Annotated in this window: 12 protein-coding genes; 5 read left to right on the plus strand and 7 right to left on the minus strand. The window is 65.5% G+C overall.

The window, feature by feature from the left end; translation table 11 throughout:
• Positions 1-280: 280 nt before the first annotated feature.
• The 6 genes from B2585_RS14040 to B2585_RS14065 all read right to left on the minus strand — a co-directional run bounded on the left by B2585_RS14040 (position 281) and on the right by B2585_RS14065 (position 5,565).
• Complete coding sequence (locus B2585_RS14040; RefSeq protein ID WP_292024351.1) at positions 281-1,240, minus strand: FAD:protein FMN transferase; 960 nt, start codon at positions 1,238-1,240, stop codon at positions 281-283.
• Positions 1,221-3,428, minus strand: a complete 2,208-nt coding sequence (locus tag B2585_RS14045; RefSeq protein WP_292024353.1) for a PepSY domain-containing protein — start codon at positions 3,426-3,428, stop codon at positions 1,221-1,223. Before B2585_RS14045 ends, B2585_RS14040 begins: the two co-directional genes overlap by 20 nt.
• Positions 3,429-3,440: 12 nt before the next feature.
• Positions 3,441-3,911, minus strand: a complete 471-nt coding sequence (locus B2585_RS14050) for a DUF2271 domain-containing protein (protein WP_292024355.1) — start codon at positions 3,909-3,911, stop codon at positions 3,441-3,443.
• Between the two features lie 77 nt (positions 3,912-3,988).
• A complete protein-coding gene (locus tag B2585_RS14055) occupies positions 3,989-4,384 on the minus strand; it encodes a PepSY domain-containing protein (RefSeq protein ID WP_292024357.1) in 396 nt (131 codons plus the stop codon).
• A gap of 181 nt (positions 4,385-4,565) precedes the next feature.
• Entirely contained in the window at positions 4,566-5,210 is a 645-nt protein-coding gene (locus tag B2585_RS14060; protein ID WP_292024359.1) for a cytochrome b/b6 domain-containing protein, read from the minus strand.
• Positions 5,203-5,565 (minus strand): PepSY domain-containing protein, encoded by a 363-nt coding sequence (locus B2585_RS14065; protein ID WP_292024361.1) that lies wholly within the window; start codon positions 5,563-5,565, stop codon positions 5,203-5,205. The genes B2585_RS14060 and B2585_RS14065 overlap by 8 nt, the downstream gene beginning before the upstream one ends.
• Positions 5,566-5,706: 141 nt before the next feature.
• Between B2585_RS14065 and B2585_RS14070 the strand changes: the two genes are divergently transcribed.
• The 5 genes from B2585_RS14070 (at position 5,707) to B2585_RS14090 (ending at position 15,805) form a co-directional block, all read left to right on the plus strand.
• On the plus strand, positions 5,707-6,366 hold the full coding sequence (locus B2585_RS14070) for a response regulator transcription factor (protein WP_292024992.1): 660 nt from the start codon (positions 5,707-5,709) through the stop codon (positions 6,364-6,366).
• The gene (locus B2585_RS14075; protein WP_292024363.1) at positions 6,363-7,697 is read left to right on the plus strand and encodes an ATP-binding protein; all 1,335 of its coding nucleotides are present in this window, start codon (positions 6,363-6,365) and stop codon (positions 7,695-7,697) included. Before B2585_RS14070 ends, B2585_RS14075 begins: the two co-directional genes overlap by 4 nt.
• 218 nt (positions 7,698-7,915) lie before the next feature.
• A complete protein-coding gene (locus tag B2585_RS14080) occupies positions 7,916-9,748 on the plus strand; it encodes a non-ribosomal peptide synthetase (RefSeq protein WP_292024365.1) in 1,833 nt (610 codons plus the stop codon).
• Complete coding sequence (locus B2585_RS14085; protein ID WP_292024367.1) at positions 9,748-11,289, plus strand: thiamine pyrophosphate-binding protein; 1,542 nt, start codon at positions 9,748-9,750, stop codon at positions 11,287-11,289. The genes B2585_RS14080 and B2585_RS14085 overlap by 1 nt, the downstream gene beginning before the upstream one ends.
• Positions 11,276-15,805, plus strand: a complete 4,530-nt coding sequence (locus B2585_RS14090; protein WP_292024368.1) for a non-ribosomal peptide synthetase — start codon at positions 11,276-11,278, stop codon at positions 15,803-15,805. The genes B2585_RS14085 and B2585_RS14090 overlap by 14 nt, the downstream gene beginning before the upstream one ends.
• Before the next feature lie 10 nt (positions 15,806-15,815).
• On the opposite strand, the gene B2585_RS14095 is transcribed toward B2585_RS14090, so the two are convergent.
• The gene (locus tag B2585_RS14095; protein ID WP_292024370.1) at positions 15,816-16,463 is read right to left on the minus strand and encodes an FkbM family methyltransferase; all 648 of its coding nucleotides are present in this window, start codon (positions 16,461-16,463) and stop codon (positions 15,816-15,818) included.
• Positions 16,464-16,559 lie beyond the last annotated feature (96 nt).

Here is a 16,559-nt window from a genome sequence, read left to right on the forward strand (position 1 = left end):
TATACAGATAAGCCACTATTGTTCCTCAAGTTTTTACTCCGGGGCGCAAGAGGCGTGGACCTCACGGTCGCTTCACAGCTCTTTCCAGCCATTTGACGAGCACAGAGAGTGGTTAGCCCTTACCGTAGCTGTGCCACACACCATCGGTCTGCCAACCGCCCATCTGGTCGACGATGTCGGCGGGAATACTCCGACGGCGTGAACCCTTCGGAGGCGGTTGTGAGGGTGAGCCGGTCATGGCTTCAACGCTTACCCGGGGCCAATGTAGTTCGTGCTGTTGTCAGGCTGGTTCCAAGCCGAACAAAGGCCCGATCCCGTGCGACAGGATTCCCGCCCCGTCTGCGCGCTCGAGCGCGAGAACGTCTAAGCCCTGTCCGCCGGCGAGCACCAAGCCAGCGCGGATGCCCAGCACAATGATCGCGGTGGCCCAGGCATCGGCTTCGGCACAGGTTGGAGCGACGACCGTGACCGAGGCAGGGCCGTTTGCGATGGGGGTGCGCAGTTTTGGGTGCATGGTGTGCGACAGGCGGCGGCCCTGCACTTCGACCCAGTGGCGATAGTCGCCCGATGTCGCGACGGCGCCGTCCTCCAATGCCAGCACGGAATGTGGTGCGCGGCGGTCATAGTTGGGGGCCTCGACGGCGATGGTCCAGGGCGTGCCGTCGGGGTGCGTTCCCAAGCTGCGCATTTCGCCGTCGATTCCGACCAGCGCATCGGAGATGCCCATGTCTGCCAATGTTTCGGCCAGACGGTCCACGCCGTATCCCTTCGCTATCCCGTTAAGGTCCACCGCCACATCGGCATGTTTGCGGGCGCGGCCCTGCGCAAGGTCGATCTCCAGCGCGTCCAGCGCGGGCACTTTCGTTCCCTCCATCGCCGCGCGAATCTCGGCCTCCTGCGGCGCTTCGGAGCCAAACCCCCAGGCCTTCAACGATGCCCCCATGGTAATGTCGAATGCCCCGCCCGACGCACGACCTATTCCCAGACCGAGGGTCATGACATTCAACAAATGCGCTGGAAGCGCGACCCAGGTTCCCGTGGGAGCTGCATTGAACCGCATCAGGTCGCTGTCAGGGTTCCATGTCGACATCTGGTCGTCGATCTGGTCCACGACGATCTGCAACGCGGCGGTGAAGGCGGTTTCGTCGACATCCTCGGCAAAAAACAACGCCGACCAACGGGTGCCCATCGTCGGGCCGTTCAAGGCGCGGCGGGTCGGATCAGTAGACATCTTCGACATAGCGTCCTTCCGCTTTCAGTTCGGCGGGGCTCAGGCCCGCCGGGATGAGAATATCGGCCAGCGCGTCGGTGACGCCGTGAGCCATCTCGCGCCCGCCGCAGACCATGATACGGGCACCGTTTTGCAGTGTGGCGACCAGCCACTCGGCCTCGTCGCGCAGGGCGTCCTGCACATAGCGGGGCTTTGCGCAGCGCGAGACAGCGGCGACGACGTGGTCCAGGCGGCCCTCGATCGCCCATTGTTCAAGGTCGCTTTGATAGAGAAAGTCACTCCCCGGATCGCGCATCCCGAAGACCAGCGTCACCGGGCGTTTGTGCTTGTTCGCGCGGATGAATCCGGCGAGCGGTCCGATGCCCGTGCCTGCGCCGATCAGGATCAGGGGGTTCTTTCCGCGCGCGGGGTGGAAGGCGGGGTTGCGGCGCAGGAAGCCTTCGACCAGATCGCCGGGTTCAAGCGACATCAACTGCCCCGAGGCCAGACCACCGGGCTGCTTCTTGACGACGATTTCGATGAAACCGTCCCGGGCGCCCGAGGCCAACGAGTAGTAGCGCGGCAGGTCCGATCCTTCGGGCAGGATTCCAAGCAGGTCACCCGCTTTGAAGCGCGTGAACCCGGTGCCGTTCAACCGGCCCATCAGCGTCGGGCAAGACGCCTTGAACCGCAGGATCGCGGTCGGCGCCTGCACATCGGCGCCATAGTCCCGGCGCGAAACGAGAGTGAGGGCGTGCGTCTCCGGGCGGTCCGGCACATGGACCAACGACAGCTCTTCATCCAGAGCCGTGCCAAGGGCCATACCCCAGCGGGCGAAATCCTGCGGGGATTGTCCGTCGACTGTATCCATCGGGATAAGGATCGGAACGTCTGCCTCCCTGAGCCTATTTTCGACCGTGCGCGCATAGGCGCAGAACTGCGGGAACACACGTTCGCCAAAGCCGAGGACGGCGGTGGGAAGGCGGAGCGCCTCGGTCAGCATGTCGAGCCGGTCCAGAAACCCTTTGGCCGTGGCCGGGACGTCGCCGTCGCCATAGGTCGCGGCGAGTATGAGCAGACGTTCGGCTTTGGGATACCGGCTCGGATCGAAGCTCGCCATCGGGGCCACATGGACCGAATGACCGTTGCCGTGAAGCGCCTCCATCAGGGTGCGCGCAAATCCCCATGTGCTGCCGCTTTCCGAACCGACGAGGACGATCGTATCGGCTTGCGCGGCTGGTGTGTTCCCCGGAAGTCGCGGGCGCGCGCGGCGGCGCGAGATCCAGACGACAATGCCGGTGAAGGCCAGCGCGGGGATGCCCAGTGCCATGAGTCCAAGGACCACGCCGACGACCCAGGCGCCTTGTCCCGTGTGGAGCATGTAGATGGTCTCGGACACCCGCTGCCATCCAGACTTGTCGGCCCAGGTCAGCATTTCGCCGGTGCCCTGGTCGATGGTCCCGGTGCCTGCGTCGGTGACGAGCGTATAGGTGTCCGTGGCGTCGCCCGCGTAAGGAAAGGTGAACTCGCGCAGGTCGCGTGCCGCCGTGCGCTCAAGAAGCGGCATGGTGGCGGGGTTCGCGCCCATCTCGCCGCTGACCTCGGTGGGATAGGGGGCGATGGGATCGCCGTCTGGCAACAAATCGGAGGTCGAGGCCGTCATCCACAGCGCCGTGGCCGAAGACAGCAGGAACCCTGCGACGGCGACACGCGTGATTTCTGTGTGCAGGCGTCCAGCAAGCGGACCGCGCAGCGGGCGGAACCACTGGCGCAGCCCGCCCACGCGGTTCGCGACGAGCATGATACCCGAGAGCGATAGAACCAGCATCGCGGCGGCAGCGACCGCCATTGCGATCCGGCCCGTGTCGCCAAGAAACAGCGAACGGTGCAGGTTCACGAACCAGCGCTCGACGGGTTTGGGGTCCGCAGAGGCTACCGCAGCCCCCTTTGCCGGGTCGATCACCGCCGATCCGAAGACGTTGTCCTCAAACCAGTATGCGGTGATTTTCCCGGAGGGCGCACGTTTGATCTGCTCGACGCCGGGGATCTGGCTTTGGATGCGGGCGGTCAATTCGGCCACGCTCATCCCGGCGTCGGCACGCGGGGCGGTCATTCTCTCGGCGGCCGGAAAGACCGCGAGGACCGCGCCGCTCAGGCCGAGCAGGACAAGCAGGGCCATGGCCAGAAGGCCGGGCCAGCGGTGGATCGTTCGAAACATCGTGCCAGCCCCTTACATGTCGTAGGTCAGGCTCGACACATACATGCGGCCCGATACGGGTTGGCCGGCACCCGCGCGGGTCAGCGGCACGGTCACGTCATTGGGGCTGTCACGGAAATCCTCGACCGAGGCGTCGACGTGCAGGGTATAGCCCGCATCGAACAGGGCATCGGACAGGTCCAGCGTGATTTCCAGCGTCCTGCCGGAACCGACACTTGCGCCGGTGATGCCGTTCACTTCAGCCGTATTGACGCCGGTCACGCGATACCATTCCGACAGGTGTTTGTAATACTTCGACTTGCCCCCGGCCATCCAGAGGCTGCCCACATAAGCGCCGCTGTCGTCAGTGACATAGAGCGCGAGATAAGCACCCTGACCGCCGTAGTTGTTCAGCGTCGTGGTGAAGGTGACGGGCGCGGCCAAGGCAAGGGCGGGGGCCGTCAGAGCGGTGGTGAGGGAGAGAACGGAAAGGAGCGGTTTCATGTCATCGGGTCCAATTAATCATGGTCTGTGACCTTTGTTCATACGGTCGGCGCGGCGATTTCCGCCGCGCCGTCAGATCATTTCACCTGCACTTGCGGCGCGGCGCCCGGGGCGAACAGGCCGTTCTTCGGCGGCTCCGCGCTACCGGCCGCGGCGGGATTGTTCGCCATGCCGTAGCCGTCGTCGTCATCGTCGTCGTCTTCATATTCCTGGGCCATGATCTGAAGCGTGACCGGGTGCAGTTTCACCTCGATTTCGCGGCCTTCCTTGGTGCGGGCTTCGACTTCGTAGTAGCCATCGTCCATCTCGATCTCTTCGACGGACCAGCCGTTCGCCACGGCGAGGCTCATGACATCGGAGCGCGGAGCGACGTCCTTGAGCGAGCCGCGAAACGCGCGGTCATCATCGTCGGCGAGGGCGAGGCCCACGGGCAGGGTGGCGAGGGCAGCGATTGCAAGAATCGGTTTCAGCATTTGGGTTCTCCTTTTTCGATCTGAACCCAATCTGGGATGCCCGGCTTATGCGGTCCTGACATCTGTGACGAATTACCGTCAGGTTCTTGTCAGGTTCGAGGGCGGGGGCCTGGAACGAAAAAGCCCCGCCGAAACCGGCGGGGCAGTTGGACTGAAGGGACGTCTCAGTCAGGGGAATGCGTCAGTCGATGTCGTCATGGCCTGCTCCGCGCTTGGTGCCCGTTACCATGGCGCGAGCGAGGTTCTCGTTATGGCGGACCGAGGCGAGGATGACGCCGCCCACATGCGGTGCGATCAACACGAGGAGCAGGTTCGCGAGCACCTCATGCACCTCTTCGAGCAGCTCTTCGCCGCCCTCGCCGTATTCGCCACGCTCACCATCGTCGTCGGCGAAGGCCGGTGACACCACGGCGGGCATTTCGGGCAACATCGCGACGCGCGTGGTGTCGGCCATCAGCCAGCCGGTGAACGCCGTGCCGGACAGCGCAAGGAGCAGGGCAACGATCATCGCGGCCCCTGCCGGGTTGTGCCCGATGTAACGCCGCTCGCGTCCAGCCATCATGTCGCGCAGATAACGGACGGTGGTGCCGGGACCACGAAGGAAGCTGCCGAACCGCGCGTGCCTGGTGCCGATCAGGCCCCAGACGAGCCGCGCACCCAATAGCCCTGCGACGACATAGCCCGCGACTTCGTGGATCGTTTCGCTTTCTTCGGCCGAGAGCCAGGCGGTCGCGACGGCCGCGACCATGCCCCAGTGAAAGATGCGGACCACGGGATCCCAGACCCTCACCGTCCGTTCAGTGGTTTCGAGTGTCGCGTCAGTCATGTCCCTCGGACTCCGGGTAGGGGGTCTGATCCCTGTCCCGGTCCCGGTCCGTCTCGCGGTCGCCGTGGCGACCCCGTCCGTGGTCATCGTCTTCGTATTCGAATTCGACGACCTCGAACGTCTTGGGATGTAGCTTGACCTCGATCTCGCGCCCTTCGGCGTCGAGCCCTTCGATCTCGTAGCACCCATCGTCGATCTTGATCCGCTGCGGGGTCCAGCCTTGTTCGCGGGCGTATTCGGCCACCGCATCGCGCGGCTGCCAGTCCACCATCGGAACGAAGCAATCATCATCGGCCAGCGCAGCACCCATCGGGGCGGCAAACACGAAGCCAAGGGTCAGAACGGTTTTTCTCATCGGCCAATCTCCAGTTCAGGCCACGCTTTGGATCTACGCCCGAAACCTGACGAGAACCTGACGCGGCCACAATGGCTTTGTCAGCTTCTTGTCAGGGGCCTATTGAATAAGAGTGCCGACAACGACGAACCGGAGGTCCATGTGCGCATTCTTCTGATCGAAGACGACAAGGTACTCGGCATGGCCGTGCGCGACCAGATCGCGGCGGATGGGCATTCCCTCGACTGGGTCGAGCGGCTGGATGAGGCGCGCGCGGCGCTGAACGGGGCCGGGTTCGACCTGGTTCTGTTGGACCTGATGTTGCCCGACGGTCTTGGCGTGCCGTTTCTCAAGGCGCTACGTCAGCGGGGTGACGTAACCCCGGTGATCATTCTTACGGCGCTCGATCAATTGTCGGACCGACTCGAAGGACTGAACGCGGGCGCGGACGATTACATGGTCAAACCCTTCGATCTCGAAGAGCTGTCAGCGCGGATCGGGTCGGTTGCGCGGCGGTATTCAGGCAACCCGAACCCGCTGGTGACGCACGGCGACATCGAGGTCGATCTGGCCGCGCGACGCATCACCAAGGGCCAGCGCGAGGTGTCGTTGACGGCGCGCGAATGGGCGATGTTCGAAGCCTTTCTCAACCGCCCCGGCCAGCTGTTATCCAAGGCGCAACTCGAAGATAAGCTCTACGAATTCGGTTCCGAGGTCGAAAGCAATACCATCGAGGCGCATGTGAGCCGGCTGCGCAAGAAGCTCGGCCAGAACGTGATCAAGACCGAGCGTGGCATGGGCTACCGACTGGGACCGGCGTGAAGGCACCGGCAAGCCTTCAGGGGCGCCTTGTTCTGGCGCTGGGCCTGCTCGTCGGGTTCTCATGGATCGTTGCCGCGACGGTCACGGCGGTGAACCTGCGTCACGAGATGGATGAGGTCTTCGACAGCGCGCTTCAGGAAACGGCGCAACGTATTCTGCCGTTGGCCGTGGTCGATATTCTCGGGCGCGCCGAAGAAGGGGTTACGCAGCGCCTTGGGCGCATACGCGAGCACGGCGAGTTTTTTACCTATATCGTGCGCGACGAGTCGGGGCGCGTGCTGCTTCAGTCCCATACGGCCGATCTCGCAGTCTTTCCCGAATATGACGGAGCTGGGTTTCGGCGGACCGCGACGCACCGCATCTACAACGAGGACGCAGTGCAGGGGACCGTTCGCATAAGCCTGGCCGAGCCTTTGTCGCACCGTCAACAAGTCGCCCGCGAAATGCAGATGGTCTTGGGTATGCCGCTGTTGCTCGTGGTGCCGGCAGTGATCCTGGCGATACTTTTCGCTGTGCGCCAAAGCATCGCGCCGTTACACCAATTTCGAGATCGTTTGGCGGCGCGCAGCGCGCGGGATTTCTCGCCAGTCCCGGACGATGATCTGCCCGCCGAGCTTCACCCCCTGGCCGAAACGATGAACGCGCTTCTGGCGCGGCTCGACGCGGCCTTCACCGCCGAGCGCAGCTTTGCCTCGAACGCGGCGCATGAGTTGCGCACACCGCTTGCGGGCGCCATCGCGCAGGCACAACGGCTGGTCGCGGAGACCGATGACCCGACCGCGACCCGGCGGGCGCGCGACATCGAGGCGACGCTGAAGCGCCTGACCCGGCGAAGCGAACGTCTTTTGCAACTTGCCCGCGCCGAGGGCGCGCGGCTGGAGGTCGATACGCCTTATGATCTGCGCGACGCCTTGAGTATGGTGGTCGAGGACATGCGCCGGGGATCGGGTGACGTGGTGCTGGACATGCCCGCGAAGGCAGTCCTTTCCCGGTTCGACCCCGATGCGTTGGGCATCCTGTGCCGCAATCTCGTCGAGAACGCGCAGAAGCATGGTCGCCCGGACGGGCCGGTGTCAGTTCGGCTCGACGAAGGCGGTGTGCTCTCGGTCTCGAACGAGGGGCCTGTTCTTGCGCCCGAGTTGTTGGCCCGCATGTCAGAGCGGTTCGAGCACGACGATCAGCATGGGGACGGCACCGGCCTTGGCCTTGATATCGTGGCGACCATCGTCGCACGGTCCGGCAGTCACCTCGAAATCATGTCGCCGCGTCCGGAAGACACGGCGGGCGTCTGTGTCCGCATTGACCTCGCCGCGACACCGCTCCGCGCATGATAGGGGCAAGGGGCCGACCGTGAACCGACCGACCAACTCTGGTTTTTGAGAATTCAAAGCGGCGGCACTGGTTCGCGTTCCCATGGTGGGATTTCGAATTCGCGTTGGAGGTGTGAGAGCCGGACTTGCCCTTCGACGTTTGCCGAAAGTAATATCCGCGCGTTAGGTTAGGCGGTGGCCGCTTGGGCGGCGCCAGGGGATTTCACTGGGGAAACAGCATGTTGGGTGGCCAGAGCCCCCTTGGCGTTCTGCGCGAGCGGGCGCGGCGGTCGGGGAATGAGCGGGCGTTGACCGATGCGGCGACGGGAGCATGGCTCAGTCACGTCGCGCTTTGCGATGAGATCGACCGCGTCGGCGCAGCTCTTGGCGCACGGGGGATCAGCCCCGGAAACGTGATCGTGGTTGCCTCGCCCGTGCCCTATCTCTCGGCGCTGTTGTATCTCGCGCTCGGCGCGCATGTCACCGTGGCGCCGATGCCGGCGCGGGCGACCGAGGCGGAGTGCCGCGCGGCACTGGAAGGGATCGACCCGGTGGCGATGATCGCGACCGATCCGGGCATGGCGCATGTGAGCGCGGCCTCGGCTCTTGGCATTCCCGCGTTCGAAGCCGAGCACGTCGCAGGCGAAGGCATCACCCTGCGTTCCCTTCCGGGTGCTTCGCGGCCCGTGTCGGGTGGGCGCAAGATGGCCTCGCCCGGTCTTCTGCTCACCACATCGGGCACGACGGGGCGTCCGAAAATGGTGGCGCTCGACCCCGCCCGCCTTGTGGCTGGGGCCGCAAAGGTGGCGCAGACCCTTGCCCTCGGCCACACCGACTCGAGCGTGACGATCATGCCGCTTCATCACATTCACGGCCTCGTTGCCGGGCTCCTCGCGCCGGTCTTGTTCGGTGGTGGCAACATTGTGCGTCCTGACGCGGAGCCGGAGGGTTTTCTGGCGACCGCCGCTGCCTTTGGCGCGACCTGGTATACGGCCGTTCCGACCATGCATCATGCGATCCTCCGGGCAGCGCGGGCTGATCCGGACAAGGCCGGGGCCTGCCGGTTCCGGCTGATCCGGTCGTCGTCCTCCGCCTTGCCGGGGTCGGTTCGCAGCGGTCTGGTGGACGCTTTCGGTTGCCCGGTGGTCGAAGCCTACGGCATGACCGAAGCCACGCACCAGATCGCGTGCCAACGGCCCGGCGAAGCTGCTGCGCATGGAACCGTCGGCATGGCGGAGACCGGAACGCTGCGCATTGTCGACCCAGACGGCACCGAGGTCGAGGTTGGCGTGCAGGGCGAGGTCTTGATCCGGGGCGCGAACGTCATCGACGGCTATCTCGACAACCCAGAGGCCAACGAGACGGCTTTCGCAGACGGATGGATGCGCACGGGCGATATCGGGCGGCTGAACGTGGACGGGTCGCTCACGCTCGTCGCGCGGTCCAAGGAAATGGTCAAACGGGGCGGGGCGCAAGTCGCGCCTACCGAGGTCGAGGAGGCGCTCCAGGCTCTCCCCGGCGTGGTCGAGGCCATCGCTTTCGGGGTAAGCCACCCGACGCTGGGACAGGACCTTGCTGCGGCGGTTGTGCTCGACCCGGGGTCCGGCGCCGATGCGCGCCTGCTGCGCGCCGCGCTGCTCGGGCGGCTGTCGGACCACAAGGTTCCCAGCCGTATCCTCGCGCTCAGAGAAATTCCGAAGGGTCCGACCGGCAAACCCCGGCGGCTGGAGATGGAGGCGCTTCTGGCAGATGACCTCGATCCCGGCTTCGCGGCCCCTGAGAGCCCTGTCGAGGGTTTTCTGGCTGCCTTGTTCGCCGAGGCCATCGGAGCCGAACGGATCGGGCGGGACGACGACTTCTTCCTGTCAGGTGGCGACTCCCTGTCGGGCACCAGCATGATGGTGCATCTCAACGCGCTCGTCGGGACGACGATTTCGGGAGAAACGCTGTTTCATTATCCGACCCCGGCGGAGCTGGCCGCCTATGTCGAGACGCTGGACAATGGTCGGGTGAAAGACCTGCTCGCCGTCGTCGCGACCGAAGCCGGCAGCGAAGCGGCATCGCAACAATGATGGACGGTATTCAAGAAATGGCCGAGGCCCCGGCGCGTGAGGAAATCGTCAGGCTTGCCATCGCGGCTGGCGTGCAGCGGGTCTACACCCTGCCGGGAGACCTTGCCTATGGCCTACTGACGGCCTTCGACCGGGCCGGCGTCCCGGTCGTCTCCTGTCGCTCACAAGCCAGCGCGGTCTTCGCAGCGGCGGCCGAGAACATGGCGACGGGCCGCTTGAGCGCCATCGTGATCGTCACCCGGGGGCCAGCCTTTGCAAACGCGCTCGCGGCCCTGTCCTCGGTGCTGGATCACGGCACGCCTATGGTGCTGATCTCGCCCGGCGAGTTGCAGGCGGAGACCCGCGAGCGCGCGTTCCAGGGCGGTGTGCCGCTGCGCCTGGCCGAAGGCGCGGACTGCGCATGGTGCGAAGTGGTTGAGACCGCTGCGCTCGCGCCAGTGGTGGAGGATGCCGTTTCAGGGGCGTCCGGCGTGGCATGTCGCTCTGCCGTTGTCATGATCGACCGAACCGTTCTGGGCGAGACGGTCGCCCCGGCGGCCGCGCGGCCGGTCGCACCACGGTCTGAACCGGATCGTGAGGCTGCTGCTCAAGCCATCACCGCACTCGTTGTTGCGGAGCGTCCCGTCGTCGTGGTCGGCCACCGTGCGCGCTGGAGCGTCGGTGTTGACGAAATCGCGGAAGCCGCGCGCCGGCTGGCGGCGCCGGTGTGCACCACAGGGCTCGCCACCGGGTTCGGCGGAGACGCCCTTGCGACCGTTCCTGTCGAGCGCAGTCACGCCACGTTGGCGCAAGCCGATCTCGTCATGCTGCTCGGCGCACCGCGCGACTGGTCGCTGCGTCACGGGGCGGGGATCAGCCCGTCCGCGTCGGTGATCGACCTGCCGGGGCCGGGCGGGCCGTCCGGGCGGGACGGTGACATCCGCTTGTCAGGTCCGATCAGTCCGGCGCTTGCCGCGCTGGTCGCCGGAGTGAAGGGGCCCGCGAATGCCGCATCACCCGCGACGCACGCACTTCCGCCACACAAACCTGCGACCTTGTTTGGCGAAATCGCGGCCGCGTTGGCCGCCGAAGTTCCACCCAATACCGCAGTTGTCGTGGATGGGAGTAACCAGCTAATCAACGCGACCCGTCATGTTCTTCCGCGCGCAACATGGGCCCGCTTCACGCCCGGACGGTCTGGCCACCTCGGGTCCGGGCCGGGTCAGGCCATTGGTGCGGCCTTGTCGGGCAGATTCGAGCAGGTCATTTTGCTGAGTGGAGACCTGAGCCTTGGACTCGCTCTCGCGGATCTCGAGACGATGGTTCGATATGCTCTGCCGATCCGCATTCTTGTCGACAACAACGGCGGCCTCGGCTCCGGAGCGGTTCAGACGAAGGGCGCCGATCCGCGTATCGCGGCCAATGCGCCGACCGACCATGCAGCGATCATTCGCGCCATGGGGGGCCTTGCGTGGACGGTGACCTGTATGCAGGACTGGCCCGCCGCGCGGGATGCGCTCTTTTCACAATCCGGTCCGGGAGTAGTCGATGTCAGACTCTGAAACGCTGCGCCGCCGCGGCGTGCCCGCCGGTATGAATGACGACGGCCAGGCGATACTCGCCCGCCTGCGAGCCGGAAACGTGGCGACAGGCGAGGGCGACGGCCCGCCCCAATTCACGACGACCCAGTCCGCGTTCATCGGCGCGCATGAAATGCATCCGACCCAGCCCGTCAGCAATGTCGGGGGAAGCTGGACATTGCAGGGGCCGCTCGACCCCGCTGCACTGGAACGCGCGCTCGCACGTCTCGTAGCCCGCCATGATGCTTTGCGCATGTCGGTTCGTCACGGAGGTGGGCCTTCGGAGCCGCAGTTTGCGGACGCTCTCGCAGTCACATTGACGCGTGAGCCGGTGCAGTCGGTCGACCCCGACGCCGACGTCGAGGCTCTTGTGCGAGATCATGTTCTCACGCTCTTGCCGCTCAAATCCGAATGCCTCTGGTCCCTTCGTCTCTTCGCGCTCGGGCCGGACCGGCATGTCCTGAGCCTCGTCATGCATCATCTGATCAGCGACGCGTGGTCCAGGAGCGTCTTCATCCGTGACCTGATGAAGCTCTATGATGCCGAGATCGATGGTGTTGCGCCGGACCTGCCACCGGTCGGTCAGTTTCGCCGGCACATGTCGCGACGTGTGGGCCTCGCGGAGACGTCGGGTGCCGTTCCGCCGGAACTTGACTGGCCCGGCCATCGGGGCGGCGCAGCGCCGCCCGACGCCGTCCTGTGCGAGACCGGGACCGACTTGCTGCCGGCAGAGACTTTTGCGGCGCTCCGGTCGCTCGCACGGGTCTATCGTGTGACGCCGTTTACCTTCTGCGTGGCTGCCTTCGCGCATCTCCTGTCTGCCTTTTGCGACCAGATGCGGTTCGGTCTCTCTGTCTCGGCATGGGACCGGGCCACGCCGGAAGATGAACAGGCGATCGGGGCGTATATCCGCGATCTTTCGGTCGAAGCCGATCTGTCGGTCCCGACGACTTTCGCTGACCTTCTGGGTGCGTCCGCCGAAGGAATACGGTCCGCACAGGCTCAGGGCGTCGATCAGATGACTCCGGGCCGGGCGGCCATCGGCTACTACAACACGCCGAAATCCGACATTTCCGCGCGCCACCTGACCGTCTCGCCGCGTCCGAAGTCGCAAAAGGCCCAGTCGGTGAACCTGCACCTGAGTCTGCACCCGTCGGACGCCGGGCTGGCGATCCGGCTCGACGGGCAGCGGCAGTATTTCGACGCGGATGTGCTTGCCCGGCTGGCAGCGACTTTCCGGCTCATCCTCGAAGCGGCGATCCGAAATCCGGAGGTGGCTCTCGCCGATTTGCCTCTCGTCACGCCTGAGGAGCTCCAAGTTCAGGCGGGTCGCTCCGTGCGGCCTGCGCCTGAGGGATCGGACGTAGATATTCCGACGCGGTTCGCAGCTGTCGCTGCTGACCATCCCGATGCGCTGGCCCTCGTCACGCCGATGCAGCAATGGAACTATGCCGAACTTGACCGCGACACCGACGCGCTGGCCCACTGGTTGCGGGGGCAGGGCCTGTTGCCCGGTCAACGCCTCGCCGTCGCCCTTCCTCGCGGAACGGCTGTGGTGCGAAGCTGGCTCGCTGCACTCAAGGCAGGGCTGGTGGTCGTGCCAGTGGACAGTGATCTTCCCGAAGAGCGGGTTACGCATATCGTTGCGGATGCGCGGTGTGATGCGCTGCTCGCACCTGGCGGGGCCGGGGGCGGCGCAGTGCAGCGGCTTGCGTTCCCGGAGGCGGCCGACCTCGCGGACCTGGGTGTGCCAGCCGCAACCGACACCGATCCCACGCGCCCCGCCTTCGTCATGTTCACGTCCGGCACGACCGGCCTGCCGAAGTCCATTCCGGTCCCCCATGCCGGACTCGTGCGCCTGGCGTTGGGGAGCGAATGCCTCCCCGTCGGGCCGGGTGATCGGGTGATGCAACTCGCTTCGCCGGGCTTCGACGGGAGCTTCGTCGAGGTGTGGGGTGCATGGCTGCGTGGTGCGGCCCTGACGCTTTGCGACAAGCATATCTTCGCGGATGGCGGCGTTCCGGCGGAATTCCGGCGGCTCGATCCCACGGCCGCATTTCTGACGACGAGTCTGTTCAACATGCTCGTGGATTCAGACGCGCGGGTCTTCGCCCGTCTCAAATGGCTCTCCATCGGGGGCGAGGCGGCCTCTGCCGATCACTGTCGTCGCGCCCTTTCTGCCAATCCGGAACTTGTCCTGAGCAACAACTACGGCCCCACCGAGAACGCTTCGTTCACCACGAACCACCGGGTGACGCCAGATGTGGGACGCGCCGTGCCCATCGGTCGTCCCATGCCGGGTAACGCGACCTTCGTTCTGTCGGACCGGTTGCGACCGGTGCCGGACGGGTTCGCGGGTGAACTGCTCATCGGCGGGCCGGGCCTCTCGCCGGGATACGAGAACCGCCCCGAGGCGCGGGCAGAGCGTTTCGTTTCGCTCGACCGGGCTTCACTCGGCCTCGATGGAACCGGGGCCATTCAGCTTTACCGTACCGGAGACCGAGTGCGCTGGACGCGCGCGGGTGTGCTGGATTACCTCGGCCGGCGCGACAGTCAGTTCAAGCTGAATGGTTACCGTGTCGAGCCGAGCGAGATCGAGGCGGCCCTCACCGATCACCCCGCTGTCGGGCGTGCGGCCGTTCTGCCCGACCGGCGCGAGGACGGCACCGTGCGTGGCATCGTCGCCTTCTACGAGCCGCGCGGCGAGACTGTGCCGTCCCTGCGGGCGTTGCGTGACTTCCTTGTCCAACGCCTGCCACGCCCGATCCTGCCGGGCCGGATCGTCTCTCTTGATGCCCTGCCTCTCACCCAGAACGGCAAAGCGCACCACGCCGCGCTCGCCTGCCACCCGGTCTTTGCCAGCAGCCCAGAGACAGGCTTGGCGCAGCCCGACGACCCGCTGGTCAAGATCTGGCAGTCCGTGCTGGAGACCGATCAGATCCCGGAGGATGCCGATTTCCACACGCTCGGCGGCACCTCGATGGCACTGGTGCGCATGATCCTCGACGTGGAGCTGGCTTTCGGGGTCGAGATCGACTTCTCCAGTTTTGCGGCGGACGCCACTCTGCGCCGCCTTCGGGTGCTCGTCGCGGTGAGCCCGGGGGCAAGGAACCGGGTTCATCTGCGTGACATCCGGAAAGGGGACGCATCTCTGGCCCCACTTGTCGTCATGCCTTCGATTCACGGGCAGGCCATGTGGGCGGTCGAGATTCTGGACGCCCTGCAAGCCAGGAACCCGGTCGTCAGCCTTATCTTCGATCCCGCCGAAGCCGCACAGGAGGGGGGATACGCGCGGACGTTGGAACGCATGGTCGACGAAATTGCAGAGATGCCGCCCGGTCCGCCCCCGGTCCTCGTTGGGTATTCCTTCGGCGGAACAAGCGCTGCGCACCTCGCAACCTGTGCCGCTGCGCGCGGCGTGGACATCGGGAAAATCGTATCGATTGACGGTCCCAGCCCGTTGCGCAGCACCGTGCCGAACCCGCTTCGCGCCGATAGCGAAGACCCGCTCCGACGGCAGTTCTACCTGCACCCCGCCGCCCCGCTCACACCCGATATCCACCTGATCCGGGCCACAAGGTCCTTCCCTGTCGCCAAGGAGGATTATCGCGCTGGCTGGGCCGCGCTCGCGGCTGGCCGGTTGTTCGTGCAGGACATGGATACCTATCACGGTTGCTTTTCGCGGCCCGTTTTCGCACCTCAGACCGCCGCGCGGCTGGACGCGATCCTGTCTGGCACGACTGGACGTGAGGCGCGGGTCGCCCCGTCGCTTGGGCTGGCGAGGATCGACTGGTCCAACCGGGTGAAGGCGGCGTTGCGGGAGCGGGACCTTGACGCGGCATATGCGACAATCCGGGCCGCCGTTCCGCCGCGAGGGCCCATGCCGGATCACGTCGCTCTCTCTCTGATCCATCTGCTGCGCACCCTTAAGGATACGGATGGGCTAACGGCTCTCGCCGCGCAGTTCGGGGCGCGGACCGGCCACGCCGTCTGGACCGCTTTGGCTGAGGGGAATGAGGCGGGACTCGCGTTTCAGGAACGCGCGCATCGGCTGTCGGGTGCAACGTCCGGAGCGGCGCTGCCGCTGATCGAAGCCCTTCATGACGCCGGCGAGACCAGTGCGATCAAGCGCCTTCGCCGAAGCCTTGACCGGCGGCCGTCATGTGCGCTCGAGGCGCAGCTTGCCGAGGCCGTGTGCCTCACCCTCAGGGGCGATGCAGCCGCAGGGCGCGAGGTCTTCGCCCGTGCGCTCGAGTTCGACAACGTGGCCCCGATCCATGCCGTCTGGAGTACCCAGTTTCTCGGCCGGCGCGGCTACGTCACCGAAGCGCGCGCACTCATACGGAGCTTCCATCTGAGGTTCCCGGATCAGGCGCAGCGGCTGGCAGCCCGGCTGTCCGGCAGGAAGGACGCCCCACGCCTCGAGGTCGCGCCTGCTGCGACGTCGTCCGCGCGGGCCCGACGCTTCGTTCGGCGGATTGCCGGGTGGGCTGTCTGAAGCCCGGGGCTCAGACCCACCCTTCGTATGCGATCAGCGGGTGACCCAACCGCACGAAGGCGAGGTCCACCTGCCCCTGTGCATCGTCATGCGGTCGGTTCAAAGGCCCGAACACCTCATAGAGCTTGAAGCCACGGTCATGCATCAGGTTGGTGATGTCGCGGACATGGTTGCGGCTGTTGGTGAGCGAAGCTTCGACGATCGCGACATCGCATTTGCTGAGCGTGTGCGTCGCGTGTTGCAATGCCCGGTAATCGGCGCCTTGTACGTCGAGCTTCAACAACGCGCCCTGCACGACGGGGGTCTTCGCAAGGATCGCGTCCACCGTGTCGATTTCGACGGTAAACTCCTTTGCGCCGCCCGTGGGACGGTCCAGCACGTTCGCCCCGGCAAGAGCGCCTGCGTCGAGGTTCAGGCTGATGGTCATGCTGCCGCGCTCCGTGCCGACCCCTTTCAGGTGATACTCGCCTGCGACGTTCGACAGGATGCGCTGCATATCACCTTCGAAATGATCGAGCGCTTCGATCAGGACGAAGTAGGCGTCCGGAAAGGTGCGGTAGAGTTCGGGCGTTCCCCAGGCCACGCCGATGTCGATCACGGTTTCAGGCGTGTAGCCCAGCGACTTCAGGTGCGTCACGAATTCCTGGAAATCACGCATCAGGCGCATCCTTTCGTTGGTTGCTTCGAAAGCTACAAGACACAACTTTAACGTGCAATAGCTTTAGTGGAGTTCTACCCAAGAGAGCTGGCCCAA

This window comes from Maritimibacter sp. UBA3975 (genome assembly GCF_002384975.1).
In the GTDB taxonomy this organism is placed as follows: Bacteria; Pseudomonadota; Alphaproteobacteria; order Rhodobacterales; family Rhodobacteraceae; genus Maritimibacter.